Annotated in this window: 24 protein-coding genes; 13 read left to right on the top strand and 11 right to left on the bottom strand. The window is 63.8% G+C overall.

From position 1 onward, the window contains the following. Positions 1 to 96 precede the first annotated feature (96 nt). Together C795_RS17260 and C795_RS0111615 are read right to left on the bottom strand one after the other, a co-directional pair. On the bottom strand, positions 97 to 828 hold the full coding sequence (locus tag C795_RS17260; protein WP_157487100.1) for a DUF6994 family protein: 732 nt from the start codon (positions 826 to 828) through the stop codon (positions 97 to 99). Positions 829 to 955: 127 nt separating this feature from the next. After that, positions 956 to 1252, bottom strand: coding sequence for a hypothetical protein (locus C795_RS0111615; protein WP_157487101.1), 297 nt, complete (start codon positions 1250 to 1252; stop codon positions 956 to 958). A 169-nt stretch (positions 1253 to 1421) separates the two neighbouring features. On the opposite strand from C795_RS0111615, the gene C795_RS15930 reads away from it, so the two are divergent. From C795_RS15930 to C795_RS0111630, 3 genes are all read left to right on the top strand, one after another. After that, positions 1422 to 2216, top strand: coding sequence for an IclR family transcriptional regulator (locus C795_RS15930; protein ID WP_017793924.1), 795 nt, complete (start codon positions 1422 to 1424; stop codon positions 2214 to 2216). Between the two features lie 87 nt (positions 2217 to 2303). Next, on the top strand, positions 2304 to 2978 hold the full coding sequence (locus C795_RS0111625; RefSeq protein WP_017793925.1) for an MBL fold metallo-hydrolase: 675 nt from the start codon (positions 2304 to 2306) through the stop codon (positions 2976 to 2978). Positions 2979 to 3046: 68 nt separating this feature from the next. Next, positions 3047 to 3370, top strand: coding sequence for a putative quinol monooxygenase (locus C795_RS0111630; protein WP_017793926.1), 324 nt, complete (start codon positions 3047 to 3049; stop codon positions 3368 to 3370). A gap of 99 nt (positions 3371 to 3469) precedes the next feature. Here C795_RS0111630 and C795_RS0111635 read toward each other — a convergent pair whose 3' ends face one another. After that, entirely contained in the window at positions 3470 to 3973 is a 504-nt protein-coding gene (locus tag C795_RS0111635) for a hypothetical protein (protein ID WP_157487102.1), read from the bottom strand. Between the two features lie 100 nt (positions 3974 to 4073). Between C795_RS0111635 and C795_RS0111640 the strand changes: the two genes are divergently transcribed. Continuing rightward, entirely contained in the window at positions 4074 to 4331 is a 258-nt protein-coding gene (locus tag C795_RS0111640; protein WP_017793928.1) for a toxin-antitoxin system YwqK family antitoxin, read from the top strand. 6 nt (positions 4332 to 4337) lie between these two features. Here C795_RS0111640 and C795_RS0111645 read toward each other — a convergent pair whose 3' ends face one another. Continuing rightward, entirely contained in the window at positions 4338 to 4715 is a 378-nt protein-coding gene (locus C795_RS0111645; RefSeq protein ID WP_033349706.1) for a DUF1622 domain-containing protein, read from the bottom strand. Positions 4716 to 4822: 107 nt separating this feature from the next. Between C795_RS0111645 and C795_RS0111650 the strand changes: the two genes are divergently transcribed. Beyond that, complete coding sequence (locus tag C795_RS0111650; protein WP_017793930.1) at positions 4823 to 5263, top strand: hypothetical protein; 441 nt, start codon at positions 4823 to 4825, stop codon at positions 5261 to 5263. 30 nt (positions 5264 to 5293) lie between these two features. Further along, complete coding sequence (locus C795_RS0111655; protein ID WP_017793931.1) at positions 5294 to 5806, top strand: mycothiol transferase; 513 nt, start codon at positions 5294 to 5296, stop codon at positions 5804 to 5806. Positions 5807 to 6097: 291 nt separating this feature from the next. Here C795_RS0111655 and C795_RS0111665 read toward each other — a convergent pair whose 3' ends face one another. Then, positions 6098 to 6535, bottom strand: a complete 438-nt coding sequence (locus C795_RS0111665; protein WP_017793933.1) for a VOC family protein — start codon at positions 6533 to 6535, stop codon at positions 6098 to 6100. A 143-nt stretch (positions 6536 to 6678) separates the two neighbouring features. Between C795_RS0111665 and C795_RS15935 the strand changes: the two genes are divergently transcribed. Further along, positions 6679 to 7983 (top strand): M23 family metallopeptidase, encoded by a 1305-nt coding sequence (locus tag C795_RS15935; RefSeq protein ID WP_157487103.1) that lies wholly within the window; start codon positions 6679 to 6681, stop codon positions 7981 to 7983. Positions 7984 to 7996: 13 nt separating this feature from the next. On the opposite strand, the gene C795_RS0111675 is transcribed toward C795_RS15935, so the two are convergent. Both C795_RS0111675 and C795_RS16995 read right to left on the bottom strand, forming a co-directional pair. Then, a complete protein-coding gene (locus tag C795_RS0111675) occupies positions 7997 to 8662 on the bottom strand; it encodes a DNA methyltransferase (protein ID WP_232225484.1) in 666 nt (221 codons plus the stop codon). A 38-nt stretch (positions 8663 to 8700) separates the two neighbouring features. Continuing rightward, positions 8701 to 9555 (bottom strand): formylglycine-generating enzyme family protein, encoded by an 855-nt coding sequence (locus C795_RS16995; RefSeq protein WP_017793936.1) that lies wholly within the window; start codon positions 9553 to 9555, stop codon positions 8701 to 8703. Between the two features lie 123 nt (positions 9556 to 9678). Here C795_RS16995 and C795_RS0111685 point away from each other — a divergent pair, with 123 nt between their 5' ends. Further along, entirely contained in the window at positions 9679 to 10815 is a 1137-nt protein-coding gene (locus tag C795_RS0111685; RefSeq protein ID WP_157487104.1) for a hypothetical protein, read from the top strand. 72 nt (positions 10816 to 10887) lie between these two features. Continuing rightward, positions 10888 to 11529 carry a GyrI-like domain-containing protein gene (locus C795_RS0111690; RefSeq protein WP_017793938.1) on the top strand — a complete coding sequence of 214 codons (642 nt, stop codon included), beginning with the start codon at positions 10888 to 10890 and terminating at the stop codon, positions 11527 to 11529. Here the strand turns inward: C795_RS0111690 and C795_RS0111695 are convergent. From C795_RS0111695 to C795_RS0111710, 4 genes are read right to left on the bottom strand one after another with little or no spacing between them, the layout of a single operon-like run. Then, the gene (locus C795_RS0111695; RefSeq protein WP_017793939.1) at positions 11526 to 11939 is read right to left on the bottom strand and encodes a DUF1801 domain-containing protein; all 414 of its coding nucleotides are present in this window, start codon (positions 11937 to 11939) and stop codon (positions 11526 to 11528) included. The genes C795_RS0111690 and C795_RS0111695 overlap by 4 nt on opposite strands. A 57-nt stretch (positions 11940 to 11996) precedes the next feature. Beyond that, complete coding sequence (locus tag C795_RS0111700; RefSeq protein ID WP_017793940.1) at positions 11997 to 12986, bottom strand: SRPBCC family protein; 990 nt, start codon at positions 12984 to 12986, stop codon at positions 11997 to 11999. After that, complete coding sequence (locus C795_RS0111705; protein ID WP_017793941.1) at positions 12983 to 13228, bottom strand: hypothetical protein; 246 nt, start codon at positions 13226 to 13228, stop codon at positions 12983 to 12985. The genes C795_RS0111700 and C795_RS0111705 overlap by 4 nt, the downstream gene beginning before the upstream one ends. Before the next feature lie 32 nt (positions 13229 to 13260). Continuing rightward, positions 13261 to 14124 carry a helix-turn-helix domain-containing protein gene (locus tag C795_RS0111710; protein ID WP_017793942.1) on the bottom strand — a complete coding sequence of 288 codons (864 nt, stop codon included), beginning with the start codon at positions 14122 to 14124 and terminating at the stop codon, positions 13261 to 13263. A 60-nt stretch (positions 14125 to 14184) separates the two neighbouring features. Here C795_RS0111710 and C795_RS0111715 point away from each other — a divergent pair, with 60 nt between their 5' ends. The 4 genes from C795_RS0111715 to C795_RS0111735 all read left to right on the top strand — a co-directional run bounded on the left by C795_RS0111715 (position 14185) and on the right by C795_RS0111735 (position 20988). Continuing rightward, positions 14185 to 14694, top strand: coding sequence for a VOC family protein (locus C795_RS0111715; protein ID WP_017793943.1), 510 nt, complete (start codon positions 14185 to 14187; stop codon positions 14692 to 14694). A 223-nt stretch (positions 14695 to 14917) separates the two neighbouring features. Continuing rightward, positions 14918 to 15325 carry a hypothetical protein gene (locus tag C795_RS15945; RefSeq protein ID WP_017793945.1) on the top strand — a complete coding sequence of 136 codons (408 nt, stop codon included), beginning with the start codon at positions 14918 to 14920 and terminating at the stop codon, positions 15323 to 15325. Between the two features lie 45 nt (positions 15326 to 15370). Then, positions 15371 to 17089: a long-chain-fatty-acid--CoA ligase gene (locus C795_RS15950; RefSeq protein ID WP_033349703.1), complete on the top strand. Its 1719-nt coding sequence runs from the start codon at positions 15371 to 15373 to the stop codon at positions 17087 to 17089. Between the two features lie 113 nt (positions 17090 to 17202). After that, positions 17203 to 20988, top strand: coding sequence for a chromosome segregation SMC family protein (locus C795_RS0111735; protein ID WP_017793947.1), 3786 nt, complete (start codon positions 17203 to 17205; stop codon positions 20986 to 20988). Positions 20989 to 21042: the final 54 nt, after the last annotated feature.

Here is a 21042-nt window from a genome sequence, read left to right on the forward strand (position 1 = left end):
GGTCGAATCTAGCTCAGGACGAAGCTCCGCCTTTAGTAAAGCAAGCTGGATGATCGACGGAGACTTACGGACAGATTAATCGGTGCGATGCCATTGTCAATCTGAAAGTTCTCGCGTTGCCCATTCTCGGATGCGCGCATTCCGGTTCTCGACAAAGGCCAGATTCCGATCGCGGTAGGCGCCGTATTCCCTAAGGCTTTGTGGAAGCGCGGGTGAGGAGAAATCTACCCAAGAGGAGAAGAAGTGAACTTCCGAGTAGTCTTCCGAAACTAGATCCTGGAAGTGGAAGAAATCTGCATATCCTTGAAATGTTTCAAACAGGTTGAAAAAGTCTACATACCGATCAAAGACCTTCGAAAGAGGGCTCGAGTTTCCGTCATAGAATCGACGAATACATTCGAGGGTTAGATCGAAACGGTCCTCAACAGCTCGACTGGTGCCTCGAGCTTGATTGATCGTATGCTGGCCGTTGATTTGGTTTCCGGGGAAAATCGTGGTGCCGCCAACTGTGCATCCTATGCGGCTAAAACTGAGCTGATCGGCCTCGGGGATAAGAGAGATGATGGGTCTCATGCGCAGTGTCGGGCGGAACGTCCGGATAATCATGTCACTTGAGAGGTGATACGTTCCCATATCAGATTGATGGTAAAGGTATCCGTTAGGGTACCTGTCTTCAAGTAGGAACGGTTTTCCGTTTGGAAGCGGTTTGCTCCAGAGGAGTTGGTGCGACCGCCGAAGCGTCGGACTGAAGCGATCTGGATCCTTGCCCCGGGAGTCACTACGAATATCGGACGTTACATCGATCTCCAGTGCCGTGCTAGTAAGCATGGTTCCAAGGGTACTTAGTCGACCGAAATGATGCGTTATTGGTTGGGCATGCTTTGCGTTTGCTGACGCCAGAAGAAATGACTTCAGCTTGTCTGCATTTTCAGGCTAAAGGCCGCACCACGCTGATCTAGCTCATATAGAAAAACGTGAAAAAGATAAACATTCCAAAGAACACCAGCGCCGGTAGCGCAGACGCCAAGATGATCGCCGCAATCGCGGGGCCTCGTGGCTCGCCCTTGACGAAAGACGTAATCGCCAGCGCCAGGCCACCTGTGATCGCAACAATGAGGCACAGCATCCAGCCACCGCCCGGAATGGTGTTCGATCCGACACCGACGTAGGTGAGCAACACCGTACCCAGGAAGAACCACAGAGCCGTGCGGCCCCACACGGGCCGACCTCTCGTAGCTCTTTCATGCTCCATGCAGCCAATCTAATAGATTGCGAGAGCAGCCCGCTTGTATCCGACCGGTCACGTAGATAGCGATCGTCGAATGGCGCGAACTCTGTTGAAGTTGCTTGGAGCGCAGCACTTGCGCTTAGGCTTAGGTGACGCAATGAACAAGCCCTAGAAACCCGAAGACTGGGACACCGTGAACCATCAACCACCTGCAGAACTCTCTGAGCACCCTGCCGAGAAGGCGTCCCCGCTCGAAAAAACATTTGCGGTGCTCGAGTTCGTGGCCGAACGGGGTGGCGCGTCCGCGAAGGAGATTTCAGAGGCGCTGGGGTACCCGATGCCCAGCGTGTATCGACTCGCAAAGACACTTGTTACCACGGGGTATCTCGTGCATCTGAAGAACGAGGGGCGGTTCGAACTCGGCTATAAGCCGCATCAGCTGGCAGTATCGCTGCACCGCCAAGTCGGTGTTCCTTCTCAGGTGAAGGGGCTCATCGCTCAGCTCCACCAACTCGTCGGAATGGCGGCTTACTTCGCCGTGTATCGCGGCGCCGATGTTGTTGTCGCGTTTGTGGTGGACTCGCCCGCAAGCCCCCGTCTGACGCCCCTTACGTTCGGATTCCACGAAGCTGCGCACGCCACGGCTTTCGGTAAAATCATGCTTTCCGGCATGAGCGAGCACCAGCGGGAACAGTATCTCGACGTGCATGGGACTCCAACTGTTCAAGACAAGACGATTACAAGCCCGAGCGAGCTTTCAACGCACCTGGATGGGGTCATGCTCAACGGGATTGCGTGGGAACGGGACGAGTTTGTGCTGGGGCAAACGTGTGCCGCGGTGGGCGTCCACAACAGCGCAGGAATGATCGTGGGCGCTGTCTCGGTGAGTGCAGAAAGCCGGCGCATGGTGGGCCGCGAACGTGAAGTTGAATCCGCACTCAGAACCACTGCAAATAGCATCAGCAAGTACCTGCGATCGGGCGGCTAACTCCAGCCAGGGCGGTCGTGCTCTCAGGAAATGAGAACGATCGGATCAATCTCCCCGCTGAGACTAACGCCGGAGTACCCTGAAACCATGACGGAATTTAGCCTTGTTTTTGACCTTCCCGCTATCACGATTCGCCGAATTGTCGTCTCTGAAGTGGCCAATAACGTCTACCTGTTGACGTCGAAGGCGACCGGCGCCCAGATCCTCATCGACGCGGCAGCGGACGCCGCGGCGATCGGCGAGCTCATTCAGACCGCGGCGAGCGATTCTGAGGAGCCAACCGAAATCAAGCTCATCGCTACCACGCACAGTCACTGGGACCACGTGCGCGCTTTGCACGAACTGGCTCAGTCAACGGGGGCACCCACGGCAGCTGGACGCGCCGACGCAGCCGCCATTCAAGCAGAATCAGGCAGCACCACCGACCGAATGCTGGATAATGGCGATCTCATTGAACTTGGCGGGATCCGGCTCAAGGCAGTACACCTGCGTGGTCACACACCCGGATCGATCGCGTACGTCCTCGAAGGTGCTGGCGATGATCAATCCTCGATTATCTTCAGCGGTGATTCACTGTTTCCCGGTGGAGTGGGCAACACCGGAGATGACCCCGAACGGTTCGAATCCCTCATCACCGACGTCGAAGATCGACTCTTCGGCGTCTATCCTGACGACACCGTCGTGCTCCCCGGCCACGGTGCGTTCACGACGCTGGGGGCAGAGCGTCCAGCCCTTGCAGAGTGGCGCGCCCGGGGCTGGTAGGCACGTTGCATTCTCATTATCTGAGACGGAATGTGTTCTTCTGTAAGCGCATTACGTAGGATCAAACCATGTACTTTATCGTCGTCAAGTTCAAGACCAAAGCTGAATACACCGAACAGTTCATGGACCTCGTGGGCCCGTTCACTTCGAACACCCGACAGGAACCAGGCAACCTGTGGTTCGACTGGTCTCGCAGCATCGAGGACCCCAGCGAGTTTGTTCTCGTTGAGGCCTTCCTTGATGATGAGGCTGCAGGAGCTCACGTCAACAGCGATCACTTCAAGGCCGGCCTCGAAGCCATGCGCCCTGCGCTCGTCTCTACTCCGAAGATTGTCTCCCGCAAGGTCGAAGGCGATTCGTGGGGTGAAATGGGCGAGCTGACGATCGACTAAGAAATAGTCGCCGGATCAGCCGCGAGCTCAATGGGCCCTTTCCTCACCAGGAGAGGGCCCATTGTGTTTCGTACTGCGTGGGTGGCGAAGTTCCGCGACTTAATCGTCCCAGGTGAGCCGGGCGCGAGCCACCACCGGCTGCATGCAGGGCTCGATTTCGGCATCCACCTGAGTCCAATCGAGATGGAGCACGATTTCATAGAGGAGATTGCCCTCGGCCTCGGCAGGCATCACAGCCGTCGCGGTGCCATCCTGGGCGGGGACTATGCTCCCGCCGGCCGAACGAATTCCGGTGTCGAAGCAGGGGTCATCGCCTCTCGGCGCAAGCGACCCTCCGAGGGTCACATGGGAATACGGCGTCGTGAGGTCAAAGAATTGGACGGTCGCCAGGGGACTGGTCTCCCCGAAGCCATCGGTGACATTCTCAATCTCAACTTCGACCCGCCCTGTGGTCTGGCCGTCGGCAGATATCAACGTGCCGGTGGCCGTGCGCGGGTCGTTGACCTCGTGCTCACCGCTGACATCGCTCGACTCCGCGGCGCACGCAGTAACCGCAATCGTCAGGGCTACAGCGAAGGCTACGGCGGCGGGGATCCGGATCATGCCCCAACCATATAGGCAGCGCAGCATGACAGGCAGCTGAAGAAGCGACCTCAAGAGCCGGTCAATTCCCGGGGTCGCTTCAGCGGCTTAGAATGACCGCATGGCTCCCAACGAGAAGAAGTCCGAGGTCGTCGACGGCTTCACGATCAAGTACCACGCGAACGGCGTGACCCGGTGGTCGAAAGGCAAGCTTGAGGAAGGGATCCCCGTCGGTTATTGGGAGTGGTATCGGATCGAGGGCACGCTGAAGCGATCCGGGCACTTTGCGGCGGGCGAGCCCGTGGGCGAGTGGATCACCTACGACAAAGAAGGCAAGCCCTATAAGGTCACCAACAAGGGGACAGGCGGGCAGGCCTAGCCGCGATTAGGTCGACGCAGCCGGCTCCGCCGGTGCGACGGACTCAGAGGGCTTCTTCTGCCAGGGCCAATGCCCCGACATTTCCAGTTCGAGGGACCAGCTCAAGAACGTCCGAATAAGCACGATGCCGCCCAGAACGGCGACGTCCATAAGGGTGGGGGTGATCGCGACGGTGCGAATGATGTCTGCCGCGACGAGCAGCTTCAACCCCAGCAAAATTGCGCGCCCCAGAAATTGGCGAAACCGAGTGTAGATGCCTGGCCTGCGGCGTACAGCATCTCGGATCGCCATGATCGTTGCGGCGAGCGCCCCAACCAGCATCGCAGCGGCCCCGCCCGCGTCAATGATCTTGCCGACCAGTTCGATAACTTCCTGAAATGCCATGAGGCCCACACTGGCATACGCGGCAGATGAATGGAATCCTTGAAGTAAGGATCTGGGTTCACGACGGCTCTGGTCCGACCTGATCGCAACGGAGCGAGGAGAACACAGTGGCGAACTCATCTGGTGGCCTTTCCAAAGAGGAACGTGAGGCGGTCAAGCAGCGCGCGGCCGAACTACGAGCGCAAGAGAAGATCGGCAAGAATCGGGCGGTGGGGGAAGCGGCGATCCTCGATGCGATTGCGGAGATGGAGGATCCGGATCGCGTCCTTGCCGAGGGGATCCACCGCATCGTGTCAGCTGAAGCAGCCCACCTGATTCCCAAGACCTGGTACGGGTTTCCGGCCTACGCCAACGAGAACGGAAAGATCGTGGTTTTCTTTAAGGCTGCGTCGAAGTTCACGACCCGCTACGCGACCCTCGGCTTCGAGGAAGCGGCGCAGCTCGATGATGGTGATCTCTGGGCCACGTCATTCGCACTTGTCGCGCTCACGCCCGAGACGGAACGCATCGTCACGGCGCACATTCGTAAGGCCGCCGGGTCGGCCTGACCGGGCTCCCGCTGAGGTGGAAAGGCAAGCATGAATGCCATCGAGATTCTGATTGATCTGGCTCGTCGTCCGCAAGCCGCGGCCGAACACGTGCGAGCACAGCTTTCGGTCGAGTTCCTCAACACACACCCGCACCACGACAACTCGATTGCCTGGTTGCTGTGGCACGCTGCCCGCGAGATCGACGAGCAGCTTGTCGACCTCTCCGGCGGCGAATCGGTGTGGGTCGCTCAGGGGTTTGCTGCACGATTCGTGCTCGAGGTCGGAGACCGCGAGCACGGCTACGGTCATGCACCGGGCCAGGCGCGAGCGATCGTTGTACATGATCCGGATCTGCTGATTGAGCACCTGAACGCCGTGATTGAGGCGCAGGTCGCTTACCTGGCCGCGCTCGACGAGGGGGAGCTCGGGCGGATCGTGGATGAGCGCTGGGACCCGCCGGTGACGCTCGCAGCGCGCATGGTCAGCATGTCGGTCGATGCGGCCGAGCATGTTGCGCAAGCCGCCTACATCACCGGTATGCGGGCGGCGGCGTTCGAGTAATGCCCCGCGTCGAGCGGGTGGGCGGAAAGGCGGCGGGCATGCTGCTGGGACGGCGCTCATACGAGATCTTGCGCGATGCCTGGGCGCAGGCCGATGAGCGCGACCCGGCCGTTGCGGCCATGAATGAGATGCCGAAGTATGTGGTGGCAACTGGCTCATCATCGGAGGCGGCAAGCGCATGTTCGACGGGCTGGGCCAGTTCGCCGGGTTCTCGCTCACGCACAGCGCCACGACTGCCGGTGGCGTCATCATTGCACGCTACCTACGGGAGCGGTAGGCGCCAGCGCGACGTCACCGAAGTTGTTCGGCGAGCGCGACAATGATGCCCTCGGGGCCCCGTACGTAGGCCATGCGCCAGGCACCCTCGTACTCGCTGACGCCGCCGACAAGGTCGTAGCCGATGGCGGCGAGCCGGTCAATGTGCGAACGCAGGTCACTCACCTCAAACGCCACGCTGCGAATTCCGATCTCGTTTGCCATCGGGGCGGGCGACCCGGGCTCGGGCTCAGGCCGCACGAAGCTCGATAGCTCGATGGCGGCACCTCCTTCCGGGAAGCGCATCATGAGGATCTCAGACCGTGAGTTTGGGATCCCGGTGACGGTGTCGATGAACTCGCCCTCGACGAACGTGCGTCCCTCGATCTCCAGCCCTAGTGCGCTGAAGAAGTGGGCTGCGGTGTCGAGATCTCGTACCGTGATGCCCGCGTGGTCAAACCTGATGGTGTTCATCTGGGCCTCGCTGCCTGGTCGTTTGGGAGTCGTCGGGTTGATGCGATTCTATGCGGGTCAAATCAATCGTGGTGCTGGATGCTCGCCAAAGATACTCTTAGTTTGGTAACGGCTGTCGATCAACGACAGAAAGTAGCACTGCGATGAAGCAACGCACATTCCAGCGAACGACCCTTCTGGCAGTACTCGCGGCGACCGCGCTGCTCGTAACGTCTTGCACGCAAGCTCAACCAGATACTCCCGCAAGTCCTCCCGTGGATTCGGTGGCGGGGGTGACGGTTCCCGATGCATTCACCGCGCTGACCCTGATCCCGATCGGAAACGAGCCGCTCCCGTTCAAAGGCACTGACGGCAAGTTTCACATCGCCTATGACCTGCAGCTGACGAACGCAACGGGAGAACCCGCGACGCTCGAGAAGCTTGAAGTGGTGGATGGTTTTGATCAGAAGCGCGTGATCGCAAGCTTTTCTGGCACCTCACTCATAGATCCGGATTGCAGTTTTGGGGACTGCAATCGGCTGCGAGGTTTGCCCGCCAAGTACATCGATTCCGCCGAGATCCCGCCCCAAGAATCGCGGGTCGTGTTTGTCGATTTCACGTTCGATTCGCTCGACGACGCCCCCAAGGCTTTGCTGCATCGCATCACCGGCACGGGCGCGAATTCGCCCGCGTTTGGGGTGCCGGCAAAGATTAGCTACCTCACAACACCGCTCGCGCTTTCTGACGAGACGCTTCCCGTCATTGCGCCGCCCGTTCGCGGGAGTGACTGGATCGCATTGAACGGGTGTTGTGAACCCGGGTTTCCGCATCGCAGTTCTGTGATGTCCGTGAACGGCAAGCTCAACAACAGTCAGCGGTTTGCCATTGACTGGAAACGAGTCAACCCCAAGGGCGAGTTCTATTCGGGCGACAAGACGAAGAATGAAAGTTACGTCGACTATGGATCGGAGATTCTCGCCGTCGCCGATGGCACGGTGGTCTCAATTCTCGACGGTATGCAAGCGAACATTCCCGGCACACTACCTGCGGATGACCCCAAGCTCGCGAGCAAGCTCACGGTCGAGAACGTCGACGGCAACCACGTCATTCTCGACATAGGTAACGGCGTGTACGCGATGTATGCCCACATGATCTCGGGGTCAGTGAGCGTCAAGGCAGGGGACAAGGTGAGCGAGGGGGACGTGCTGGGCAAGCTGGGCAACACGGGCAACGAAAATGCGTCCCATCTGCACTTCCAACTCATGGACGGGCCGAGCTTGCTCGAGTCGGACTCGCTGCCCTACGCACTTAAGAACTTTGACTACAGCGGCCAGGTTGCCCCCGAACTGATTGCAGACGCAGACGACAACCTCACCGGTATGTTTCTTGCTGGAAAGTTAGCTGTAGCAGAGCCTCGCACGAACGAGCTGCCGCTCAATCTCGCCATCGTGGACTTCGCCGACAAGTGATTGCGTAGGGCGTCTAGCGCATCGGCTCCCGCTGGAACACGAGCAACGCGTCGGCCACCAGGTCATGGGGGTAGGCGTCCCACCGCACCTCAGTGACTCCTAGTGGGGTGAGGTGCTGGGCGAGCACCCGCCCGCAGTCTCGAATGAGGTGGGTCGTCTGACCCATGTGGTGAATGTCGGCGACGTTCCACACGACAAAGCCTCCTGGGGCGACGAGCCGTGCACACTGGGCGGCGACGAGACCCAGTTCGGCCAGATAGCGGTGGTAATCGCCGCCGTCGCGCTCGTAAGCGGTGAGCGGGTCAGCTTCGTGGTGCGACTCGGTCATGTACGGCGGTGACGTGAGCACGAGCTGCACGCTCGTTTCGGCATACGGGAGTTCGGCGCCGACCACGAGCTTCAATAGCTCCCTGGCATCGCCCTCAATGATGCGCGCCCCGGGCACCCGGCGCTGCAGCGGCTCAACGCGCTCCGGCAGCAATTCGATGCCGATTGCTCGCCGGCCAAGCGCCACAGCTCGATCGATGGTGGTGCCAAAGCCCGCGAACGGATCCAACACGAGATCCCCGGGGGCGCTGCAGTGTTCGATGACGTGGTCGACGAGGGCAGCAAGCATATGCACGTCCTCTTCGGCACCTGGCGGTCGCTCGGCAAGAAACGCATCATGGGTGGCGCTCAACTGTTCATCGAGCGGGGATGTGCCAGTGGTGATTCGAATCAATTCTGACCCCGGGTGCTCATGCTGCCCAGTCTACTGCGCACGTCCTCGGCCTCGGTGAGTTGACGCAAGTACCGTTCGGGTGATTCGGCGGACGCGAGCGGTGTCCAGCCCACCGGGAGCGGCCCGGGAAGCGCAGCCCGATCGCGGTCGGCCCGCACGGACCAGCCCTGCCAGTCGTCATTGCCAAGGTCGTCCGTCGCCGCGCCGTGCACCACGCGAAAGCCCACGTCTTCCACGCGCGCATCGGGGGCATTGCCGCGGCGCACGCCCACCCGGCAGCTCCACTCCGGGTCGGCCCAGCCGCCTCCCTTGAGCACGCGGTAGTCACCGTATCGGGCAGGGTCGAGCCGGTCCCAGCACCACTCCCACACGTTGCCCAGTGCGTCGAAGACCCCAAACGCGTTGGCGGTCTTGAGCCCGACGGGCTGCGGCCCCGCGGTCTGGTCGAGGGCGCTCCACCCAATATCGGCAAGCGCGCCATGGCGGGGACCGGATCCGCCGCCCTGTGCCGCATGAACCCATTCAGCCTCAGTGGGGAGGCGGAAGCCATTGGCGAGTGGATTCCAGTACACGTGCGACCCCTCGATCCGGTATGCGGGGGCGAGTCCCGCCGCGACCGAGGCGGCATTGCACCAGGCAACGGCATCAATCCACCTGACACCGTGGGCAGGAAGTCCCGCGCTCGCCGCCGTACTTGCGGGGTGATCGAGGAAGCATCCCGCGGAGAATTCAGCCTCGGTAACAACGGTGCGGCAGATGGTGAACGGAGCGAGTTGCACCGTGCGCTCCGACTGGCGTCGTGCGTCCTTAAGGAGCACAGCCCCGCCGGGGATCGCCGCAAACCGGTCCATCGAAAAAACGTATCACGGCGGCTATGTCGGCTCGCGCTGGGTGCTTGCGGTGATTGCGGCGACCACGTTCGATAGTCTCGATCAGCGGAGGGGATCTGTGATGCCCCCAGGGAGGAATTCTGAGTGGATTTGCGTTGGTTGGAAGCTACAGATGACGAGGTGGCTAGGGGCATCGCGCGAACGCAGACGACAGAACGTCCTCACTGGGTGCCTACGCGCCGCCAGCTTCTTTTGCACGTCAACAATTGTTTGCTGCTGTGGGCGTTGGCTGTCAGTTGGTTTGTTCTCGGTGTCCGCATCGATACGCTGCAGGACAACCGCATTACCCCAACTGACGTGCGTGACATGGCTATCGTTGTCGTAGTGTTCATCGCTTGGGGAGCCGTCACCTATGCCCTCGTGAAGTGGGCGCGCAAGTCGCCCTCATCGCCCGCTCGCCTGGCCGAATGGCGGCAACAACTCACTGGTGTGGCCAACGGCTTCACCTCGTCGCCGACGAATCAACGCACATTCCCGGGACTGATTACCAGCGGTGGCCGCGCCACGCTGTTTCACCCTCGCTTCACACGCGGCGAAGTTGAATTCGGCAACTTGAGTCGTAGACGCAACAGCGGTGACCAATGGAGCTACCTGTCGGTGCAACTTGCCGTGCCGGTGCCTCACCTCGTGCTGAAGTCGCATCGGGCAGGTGACCTGGCGAAGCAGCTGCCGGTGTGGGTGGCGCCCTCCCAGCGACTGCCACTGGAAGGCGATTTCGACTCCTGGTTCCACGCCTACGCGCCCAGCGGGTACGAGCGCGACGCCCTGTTCATATTGGTTCCTGATGTGATGGCCGCGTTGATCGACAGCGCCAGCACGTTCCACATAGAGCTGATTGATCACCGCGTCACCTTTTTTGTGCCGGGGCACCGACGGTTCACGGACCCAGAATCGTGGCGCGCGGTTGATGCCCTGCTGCAGGGGGCGCTGCCACCGATCGCGAGTGCCGCCGTACGGTATCGCGACGAACGCGTGCCCGGCCAAAATGACTCCCTCACCGTAGCCGCGATCTTGGCAGCCGTGCAATCCCCGGGGGAGGCCTGGGTTGAGCCGCGACGCGTCGTCGATGCGCGAGGTGCACGGCTGAGGATGCTCGATTTCCGCACGGGTTGGTGGGGAATCCTCAGGGGAGTAGCCTGGGCGATCTCGATGGTGTTGCTCTACGTGGTCCCGGGCCTCTTCCTGTTTGCGGCCATCATGTCCATCGTCGATGGGCATTGAACGACGTTGGCACATGAGTAGGCTCCCTGGCCGCGGGTAGTTGCTCGCCGGGAACTAGTGGAGAATGACCCCATGGTCGACAAAATCGATTTCAAGAAGACGCTCGACGGATACCGGGCCAAGCAGGGCGAATTTCGCATGCTCGAGCTGCCCGAGATGCGCTATCTCATGATCGATGGCGCGGGCGACCCCAACACCTCTGCCGAGTATGCAGCCGCGCTCGCCGCCCTGTACCCCGTGGCCTACGCGCTCAAGTTTGCGAGCAAGCGGGAGCTGGGTCGCGACTACGTCGTGCCGCCGCTCGAAGGGCTGTGGTGGGCTGACGATATGGACACCTTCACAGTGGCCCGCGACAAAACGAAGTGGCGCTGGACGATGATGCTGATGGTCCCCGATTGGATCCCCGAACACATGTTCGAAGGCGCGCTCGCCGCAGTGCGCGCCAAGGGCGCGCCCGACAAGCTCAACGACGTGCGCCTGACGTCGCTCGCGGAGGGGCGCTGTGTGCAGACGCTGCACGTGGGCTCGTTCGACGATGAGGGCCCGGTGCTCGAACGGCTACATCACGAGTTCGTGCCCGCGAACGGGCTTACGCCCACGGGTCGGCACCACGAGATCTACCTGAGCGACCCGCGCCGCAACGCGCCCGAGAAGCTCCGCACGATCCTGCGGCAACCGGTGGCCCCGGCGACGGGGCGGTCCGGAGCTGCCTAGGCGTCGACGGACTCAGCGGAGAGCGTGAGGAGCTCACGCAAGGCGTCACGATCCACGCCGGTAAGGCGCGTCAGATACAGACACACCTTGCTGGTCCTGGGGGAGCCCAGCCGCGCGACGAGTTCGGGCCAACGGTCGGCAAAATCGTTCGCGAGGTACACGGTGTGCTGTCGGTTGTTCGAGGCGAACGCATAGCGCGGGGCGATGCCGCCGTGACCGCTGTCGTAGCGGTACTCGTATTGACCGAAGCCGACAATGCGGCCCGCCCACACGACCGGCTCCGCGCCACTCACCTCGCTGAACAGCGCGAGTAGTTCCTCGGCCTCTGCGCGGCGCGGCCCCGTGATGCCATCAAGCAGCTGCTGGGCAGGGACGTCGGAGGGAGACATTGCGGGCTTCTTGGTTGCCATGTGCCTCATCTTCGCATGCCTCGGGCGGCGAATGGCGGCGCGAAACTCGGTCGGGTGCTAGCGAAACGCCCTGCCGATGCCCGCGGCGAGCTGCGAGGCCTGCATATCGGTCGCGAGTCGCTGCAGCGGGCGCAGTACGAGGCCGCGCAGCGAACTCCGGGCGCCGGTTCGCTCCCAGCTGTAGGTCAGCCGGAGCCTCGTGCCGCCCGAGGCTTCCTCGATGCGAATCGTGACCCTGCGCTTGTTGGCCCGCGCACTATCGGGGTACGAGAACTGCCATTCCACAGTGTTTGGGTGCTCGAAAGCCACGAGCTCAATGCCCACGCGCGTGAACTCAGGTTTGATCCGGATCCGCCCGCCGTCGGGGCGCTCCACCCGTGCGCGGGCGATGCGGGAGTCTCCGGGCTTCAGTGGTGTCGATCCGCTGGCTACGCTTGCGATCGATGGATCCCACTCGGGAATGCGGGCGGGGTCGCCGACCAAGGCCCACACCTCTGCCGGGGGTGCCGCAACATGGGAGGAGACTGACTTGGCGATGATGTTCGAACTCGTGTTCGACTCATTTGCGTGGGGAATGTCAGTGTTCTCCGTCGCATTCAGCCGCTTAAGGACGACATCGGGGGAGGTCCCGAGCCGCCCGAGCGTCGATTCGATCATTCCGCTGGGCTCCACGATGAGGGCGCGCAGTATCGCCGCCGAGTCGCCGCGATTCTTGCCGCCGCTTGCCCGTTTCATGACGGCGAGCGCGGCTCCGCTCCACTCGTAACCGCCGGTCTCGTGGAACACGATCGGCCCGGCCGGGGCGTCGGCGGGCGAGATTCCCAGCGAGCTCAGTTGCTCAGCGTGCTGGGCAACAATAGCCTCCCGCGCCGAAGTGAGAGTGACCCCGAGGTCGCGAAGGGTAGTGCCCGCGGTGCCCGGGTCGAGGGTGAGGGCGAGCAGCATGTGGTCGATGTCGGCCGTGCGCAGCCCGAGGCGCGAGGCCTCCTCCATCGCTGCCAGCGACACCCGGTGCGAGGTGGCGAGCGCGGTCGTGATCTTGTTCATGCGTGCCTCCGTGTGGTGGGAATCGTCTGGTCGACCTTCTTGGCGTACTTCTTGTGCACGGCCTGGCGCGAGACGCCGAGGGCTGCGCCGATATCGGGCCACGACATGCCCGCCCGGAGTGCCGCCTCCACCTGGGCAAGCTCCAGGCGCTCGGTGAGCGCGCGCAAGGAGGCCACGGCACGGAGCCCGGCCCGTGGGTCCGAGGTGTCTGCCGCGCTGGCGGCAATCTGGGTTGACATCATGCTGTCAACCTACGTTGCTTGCGGGGTTCTTGTCAACCTTGGTTGCTTGGCGTTCTGGGGGGAGAGGCGTCGTTGCTGCGGTAGCTCGTGGGAGAGAAGCCCAGCACGCTGCGAAAATCCGCATCGAGATGGGCGTGATCGGCATACCCCAGCTCTGCAGCGATCTGCCCCACGGTCACCTGGGGGTCGTCGCGCAGACGCTGCGAGGCCTCCTGCAGTCGGTATCGTCGGATCACCGCGAGTGGCGGCAACCCAATGTAGTCACGCGAGAGGCGCTGAATGCTTCGCGCTGAATAGCCCATGCGGTCCGCGAGCTGCGAGACTCGCATCACCGATTGGTCTGAGGCCACCAGGGACTCCAGCTTGTTTGCGCGGTCGCCGGCGTCGTCGATGGGGGAGGCCGCCCCGCGGATCCACTCTGAGAAAACCCGCGCTGCCACTTCGTGCTCGGGGCCGGAGGGGCTCACCGTGGACATGGCTTCCGTCACCGACTGCACGAGCCCGGGCACATGCACTTCCAGACTCTGATCCACGCTGTCTCCCGGCACAAAGCCGAGCGCGGCGCTCGCCGCAGGGCGCAGCAGTGCACCCACCGCCCAGCCGCGACCGCGCAGATCGCGATGCGATACCCCGGTGGTCGGGCCGTTGTAGGTGACCCCGCTGGCCTCGACCACCAGGTTCGAGGCGGGGAACGGTAACAGTGTTTGGCGAAGCGTGCGTCCGGGAGCGAGGTCCCAGCGCGGCACCCAAAACCACCGTACGAGCCCGGCCATATCCGCGGGGGCAGTCACCCGATGAAACACGGGGAGCTTGGCGGGGTAGAGGATGCCGCGACCGTCGGCAGTGTCTCCATGCGCAGACTCGAGCGGGGCATACGCGTCGCTTGTCGAAGACATGTCGCCATTGTGTCGCAAATCTTCAAGACGCGCGCGTTATCTCGGGCGTAGTGTCACATCATGAGCATTCAAGAGAAGCACCTCGGCGTTACCGGCACCCACACCACTAACGGAGTGCCGCACGGCGCGACGAGCCTCACCCCATTTCTTGCGATCCCCGGCGCGGCACGGGCGGTGAAGTTCTACGAGCAGGTGTTTGGCGCCCGCGTCGTCGACGTCACCGAAATGAACGGCGTCGTCGTGCACGCCGACCTGGACTTTGGCAACGGCAGGCTGCAGTTCGGGGAACCCACCCCCGACTATGGCCTCGTGCCTGCGCCCGAGGGAGAATCGGACTGCTACTCAATCGGTCTCTACTGCGCCGATGTCGACGCGGTGGTCGACCGGGCCGTCGAGGCGGGCGCCACGGTGCGCGAACCCGTAGGAACGTTCGTATCGGGGGACCGCTTCGCCTCCATCCGGGATCCGTTCGGTGTGCGATGGTCAGTCATGTCACGGGTCGAGGACCTGAGCGAAGAAGAGAGCGCACGCCGGGTGGCGGAATGGGCGCAGGCGCAGCAGCAGTACTAGGACGCTACGCCCTGCTGGAGCGCGTCGGGCCCCACACGATACTGCTGCCGCTGTGCCCCGCGCTCATCACCGCCTCGCGCCGGGGAGGCGCGAGTCGCGCGCGCCGGATCTGTGCAGCGAGGTCACCCTGATCGTGCTGCTCGTTCTAATCCCGGTGCTCCACGACACCGGCCTATCGACGCTCACATGAGCTTCGGTAACGGAGCCCGGTAGCATTGGGAGCATGGGATTTCCTCGCGTGACCTGGGGCATGAGTGCCGCAGTGTGGTTAGTTGTGCTCGTGCTGTGCTGCTCCTGGTGGGGCGGGCAGGCAATCTTGATTGCTGTTGTCGTGGCGCTCCTGCCGTACCTCACACTCATCGGATCCTTCGCTGAGCGCGGTCGCATGAAGACCGAGCGGGTGCGCCTGCACAACGCGGCGTTCGGCATCGCGGCGCCGATGGCTCTGCTCGCGATCGGAATCGTGACGCTGCTGCTGACCGGTGGATTCGAGTCGGGCACCTGGAGCATTGGTGTCGCCGGTCTCGCCTGGTTCGTGAGCAACGCCGCCTACCGTGCATTCGGATTCGGCCCCCGCCTCGAAGACGGCACGCTGCCGAAGGCCGCACCGACGTTTCGGGCCGGTTTCTAGAGGGTCGTAGCCGCACTCTCGCCGTTTCGCTTCTATTGTTGAAGCATGCATGTGAATGAAACACGCGCCTGGAACCGCTTTTACGCCCCGGGCACACCCGTCGACATCGAAACGGTCACCGGATCGCTCAACGATTTGCTCGACGAACGAGTCGCGCAGTGGAACGACCGCGACGCGATCAGCTTCTTCGGCGCGACGGTGTCGTACCGCGAACTGGGTGATCGCGTAGCCCGCGTGGCCGCCGGGCTCAAGAACCTGGGGGTGCGGCAGGGCGATCGGGTCGCCCTGATTATGCCCAACGCCCCGCAGCACATTGTTGCGTTCTACGCGGTGCTGCGGCTTGGTGCCGTCGTTGTCGAGCACAACCCGCTGTACACGCGCGATGAACTTGAAACGCAGTTCCGTGATCACGGCGCCCAGGTGGTAATAACGTGGGACAAGCTCGCTGAGACAGTCCAGTCGATGCCGGCCGAGTTGGGAATCACGACCGTGGTGGCCGTCGACATTACGCGCGCGATGCCTTTCGCCACCCGCCTGGCACTCAAACTGCCGATTCAGAAGGCGCGCGAATCGCGCGATAAGCTCACCGCTCCCGCGCCCGGCACGGTGTCCTTCGCTTCGCTCGAACGCGGTGCGGCCCTGCCCGATTCACACCCGCGCCCCACGAAGGACGACGTCGCCTGCCTGCAGTACACGTCTGGCACCACGGGCACACCCAAGGGCGCGATGATTACGCACTCGAACCTGTGGTCGAACGCCCGCCAGGGCGCCGCCTGGATGCCCGACTTCACACGCGGCGAGGGCAGCATCTACGGGCTGCTCCCCATGTTCCACTCGTTCGGCCTGCTGCTGTCGGTCATCTATTCGGTCGAGACCGGATCGCGCGCCGTGCTGTTTCCGACCTTTGATCCGGAGCTCGTGCAGGCTGCGGCCAAGAAGTTCCCGCCGACGTTTGTGCCCGCGGTGCCGCCCATGTTCGACCGGCTCGCTCGCGTCGCGCGCGACGGCAAGCTCGATCTGAGCGGGGTCGTCTACGCGATCTCGGGTGCGATGACGCTGACGCCCGCGATCGTTAAGCGCTGGGAGGAGCCCGCCGGCAGCATGCTCAACGAGGGTTACGGGCTCACAGAGACGAGCCCCGTCGCGCTCGCGAACCCGTTTAACGATGCGCGCCGGATCGGTGCGATCGGGCTGCCTTTCCCGTCGACCGACATTCGAGTGGTCGACCAGAATGATCCCGCACGCGAGGTCGCGCAGGGCGAGCCCGGGGAACTGTTGATTCGCGGCCCGCAGGTGTTCCAGGGGTACTGGAACCGGCCGGAGGAGACGGCGGCGACGCTGCTCGAGGGCGGCTGGCTGCGCACCGGCGACCTCGTCGTGCAGGATGAGGACGGCTTCGTGACCGTCGTCGACCGCAAGAAGGAGCTCATCATCACTGGTGGCTTCAACGTGTCGCCGAGTGAGGTCGAGGCCGTGATCAACCGCCTGCCCGGCATCGCCGAAACCGCCGTCGTGGGAGTACCGCGCGGCAGCGGGGCCGAGATCGTGACGGTCGCCGTGATCCTTGAGCCCGGCGCCAGCTTCGACGAGGAGGCCGCGCGCGAGCTTGCACGCGAGCACCTCGCCGAGTACAAGCGCCCCTCGACCTATGTGATCTGGGAAGAGCTACCGAAATCGCTCATTGGCAAGGTGCTGCGCCGCAAGGTGCGCGATGCACTGATCGCCGACCGCAACGCGGTGCGCGCCATCGCCGACGAGGAATAGACCGCCGAGGGCGACGCGAGCAGGGCGTCGAGCAGGGCGTCGTCAGACGTACCCAATAGAGTCATAGTCAGTATCCAGAGCAGCTCGCTCGCAAGGAAAGAGAAGGGGGTCGCGTGCATCTGAAGAGCCTCACCATCAAGGGCTTCAAATCGTTCGCGCGGCCCACCACGTTCCAATTCGAACCAGGCGTCACCGCCATCGTTGGCCCCAACGGCTCGGGCAAGTCGAACGTCGTCGACGCGCTCGCCTGGGTCATGGGGGAGCAGGGCGCCAAGACCCTGCGCGGCGGCAAGATGGAAGACGTCATCTTCGCGGGCACCGCGTCGCGCGGCCCGCTCGGCCGTGCCGAGGTGAAGCTCACGATCGACAACGCAGACGGCGCGCTGCCGATCGAGTACAGCGAGGTGACGATCAGCCGCACGCTGTTCCGTAGCGGCGCCAGCGAGTACGCGATCAACGGCGAGACCTGCCGCCTGCTCGACGTCCAGGAGCTTCTGAGCGACTCGGGTCTCGGCCGTGAGATGCACGTCATCGTCGGTCAGGGCCAGCTCGACGCGGTGCTGCGGGCGACGCCCGAGGATCGCCGTGGATTTATCGAGGAGGCCGCGGGCATCCTCAAGCACCGCCGCCGCAAGGAACGCACGCTGCGCAAGCTCGAAGCGATGGAGACGAACCTCACGCGGCTGCAGGACCTCGCGAACGAGGTCCGGCGCCAGCTGGGCCCGCTGGGGCGCCAGGCCGAGGTCGCACGCAACGCGCAGGGCATCGCGGCCGAGGTGCGTGACGCGAAGGCGCGGCTGCTGGCCGACGATGTCGCGCGGCTGCGGCGCGAGCTCGGCGAGCTCGCGCACACCGAGACCGAGCGGCACTCCGAACGCATGGTGCTCGAGGAGCAGCAGGAGCAAAAGCAGCTGCGCGTGGCCAAGCTCGAGGCCGCACAGACGGGAGACGAACTTGACGAGGCGCGGCGCATTACAGTCGGGCTCGAGGGCGTGCAGCAGCAACTGCGGGGCCTGCTGACCCAGGCGCAGCAGCGGCTCACGTTCTTGGCGACCCAGGCGGAGGCTCCGGATCAATCGCACCGCATCAGCCGCGGCGTGGTCGATGAAGCGGCGGCCGAGGCGGTGCGGCTTGCCGCTCTTATTCCGGTGGCCGAGACCGCCTGGCGGGCGTCGCAGTCGGTGTCGCTCAAGGCCCGGGCACAGCTCGACGCCCTCGACGAACACATTAGCGAGCAGAGTGCGCTCGTGTCGCAGCACGACCTTGCCCTGTCGCAGCTGCGGGGTCAGGTGGATGCCGCGCACCAGCGTCACCAGACGTTGCTGCAGGATCATGCTCGCCGCGCGCAGGCCGTCGCGCAGGCCGATGAGCGTGCGCTCGCCGCGCGCCAGGCGCTGGATGCGTTCGAGCGAGAAAGCTTGGCCGGGGAGCGCGGTGCTGAGTCGGACGATGCAGCGGGCGCTACACAGCGGACGCCCGAGCAGCTTGAACAAGCCCACAGCTCCGCTCAAGAGGCACAGATCAATGCCGAGCGAACGCGCGACGAGGCCCGCGACGCCTTGCACTCGCTTGAGCGCGAGCGTGCCGGACTCGAGGCACAGGTCGCCGCCCTTACCGGGCTGCTCGAAGCGCGCGACGCCTCGGGGGCGCTGCTCAACGGCTCCCAGCCGGGCATCGATGGCCGAGTGGCCGACCATGTACGAGTGAAGCCGGGCCTCGAGGCTGCCGTTGGTGTGGCGCTTGGAGTCAATGTGGACGCCCTCCTCGCGGGGTCGCTCAGCGACGCCGAGGCGGCGGTAACGGCTGCCCGCACCAACGATCTGGGCGTGGTGCGTACGGTGATCGCCGATGCCGCGCATGACGTCGGCAACGTTCGTTCCACCCTCGCCACGGCGGCTGTGGCTGCCGGCGCCGACCCGCTCGTAGAGGCGGTTATTGATGCACCGGCCGGGGTGCGTGGGCTGCTTGCCTTGAGCTTCGCTGCGAACGACCTCGCGCACGCGATCCGTGTGGTGGAATCGCTGGCAGCAACATCCGCATCCGTATCCTCAACCGAGTCCGGCAATGCAGCCGCCTTCACCCGAGCGGGATCGGGGTTTGTGGTCGTGACGGCTGCCGGCGACGTGCTGACTCAGCACACGCTTACGGGCGGCTCGGGGCGCTCGACGACCAGCATTGAGACGGCGGCTGAGCTCGAACGTGCAGGTGAGGAGCTCGTACGCGTGCGTGAACTGGCCGCGACGGCGGTGACCCAGCTTGCCGAAGCGCGCCATGCAGCGCAGGCGGCCAAGCAGGCGGTGCACACCGCGTACAGTCAGATGCGTGAAGCGGAAGCGCGCGCAGCAAGATTTGCGACGACCCGACACCAGCTCACGGCGCGCGCGGAGTCAGCGCATGCCGAGGCCGAACGCGCCCAGCAGGCCATCAAGCTCGTCACGGCCGATCTGGCCCAGGCCGAGGCGGCCAGCGTGGCCGCCGAACGTGCCCTCGAGGACGCCGCTTCCACCCCGCGCCCCATTCTCGATGTCAGTCAGCGTGAGGCGATTGCCACTGAACTCGATGCAGCACGCGCGACCGAGCTGGAGCAGCGCCTCGCCCTCGAAACCGCGCGCGAGCGGGTGCGCGCCGCGCAGACCCGCGAGCGCGAACTCGAGATCCAGCTCGAGGCCGAGCGCCGTGCGGCAGACGAGTCGGCCCGGCGTGAGGTGCTGCGTGCCCGCCAGGTCGAGCGCGCCGAACGGGTCGCTGGCGCGCTGCCCGCGATCATTGCGGCAGCCGACCTCTCGCTTCTTGCAGCCCGTGAGGCGCAACAGCGGGCCGAGGGAGAGCGCGCGAGCCGCAATCAGGAGTTAACGCAATTGCGCAGCGAGGAAGCCGAGCTGCGCACGCGACTCGCGAGCCTGACCGAGCATGCGCACAGCGCCGAGCTCAAGAGCTATGAGCGCAAGCTGCATATGGCCTCACTGCTCGAGCGGGCCGGGGCCGAGCTCGGGCTCACCGAGAGCGTGCTGCTGGATGAGTTTGGTCCGGATCAGCCAGTGCCCGTGCCGGGCAGCGCTGAGGTGTCTCAGGCCCCTGCAACACCCACGACCCCGGCAGGCCAGCCAGTTCCAGACGGGTTTGCGAACCAGCTTGAGGCGGAGCTCGCCGCGGAGCTTGGACTTGGGACAATGCCAGAGCTTGACGCGGGTGATCCGGGATCCGGACCAGGCCCCGCCGCGCAGCCAGCGGGCGTGCCCTACGTGCGCGAGGAGCAGGAGCAGCGGCTTGCAGCCGCCGAGAAGAAGCTTGCGCGCCTCGGCCGCATTAACCCGCTCGCCCTCGAAGAATTCGCGGCGATTGAGCAGCGGCATCAGTTCCTCGCCGAACAGCTGCAGGACCTGACGAAGACTCGGGCCGATCTGTTGGCGATCATCAGGGATCTTGACGAGAAGATGCAGGGCATCTTTGCGGCCGCGTTCGACGATACTCAGGCGGCGTTCGCCGAGGTGTTTCCGATTCTGTTCCCCGGTGGCACCGGTGAGGTGGCACTCACCGACCCGACCGACCTGCTCACCACCGGCATCGATATCACGGTGCGACCCGCGGGCAAGAAGGTGGAGCGCATGTCGCTGCTGTCGGGCGGCGAACGGTCGCTCGCGGCGGTGGCCTGGTTGATGGCGATCTTCCAGGCGCGCCCCAGCCCGTTCTACATCGTTGACGAGGTTGAGGCGGCCCTCGATGATGCGAACCTGGGGCGGCTGTTGCAGGTGTTCGAACGGCTGCGCGAGAACTCGCAGCTGATCATTATCACGCACCAGAAGCGCACGATGGAGATCGCCGACGCGCTGTACGGCGTCTCGATGCGCCAAGACGGCATTTCGCAGGTCGTCGGTCAGCGCGTAAACGCCGAGGTGTAGATCGCCCAGGCGGCGCGGGCCCGGTCGTGCGATTCGACGGATTCCCCGAAGTGG

The sequence above is a fragment of the Leucobacter salsicius M1-8 genome, assembly GCF_000350525.1.
GTDB classification, from domain to species: Bacteria; Actinomycetota; Actinomycetes; order Actinomycetales; family Microbacteriaceae; genus Leucobacter; species Leucobacter salsicius.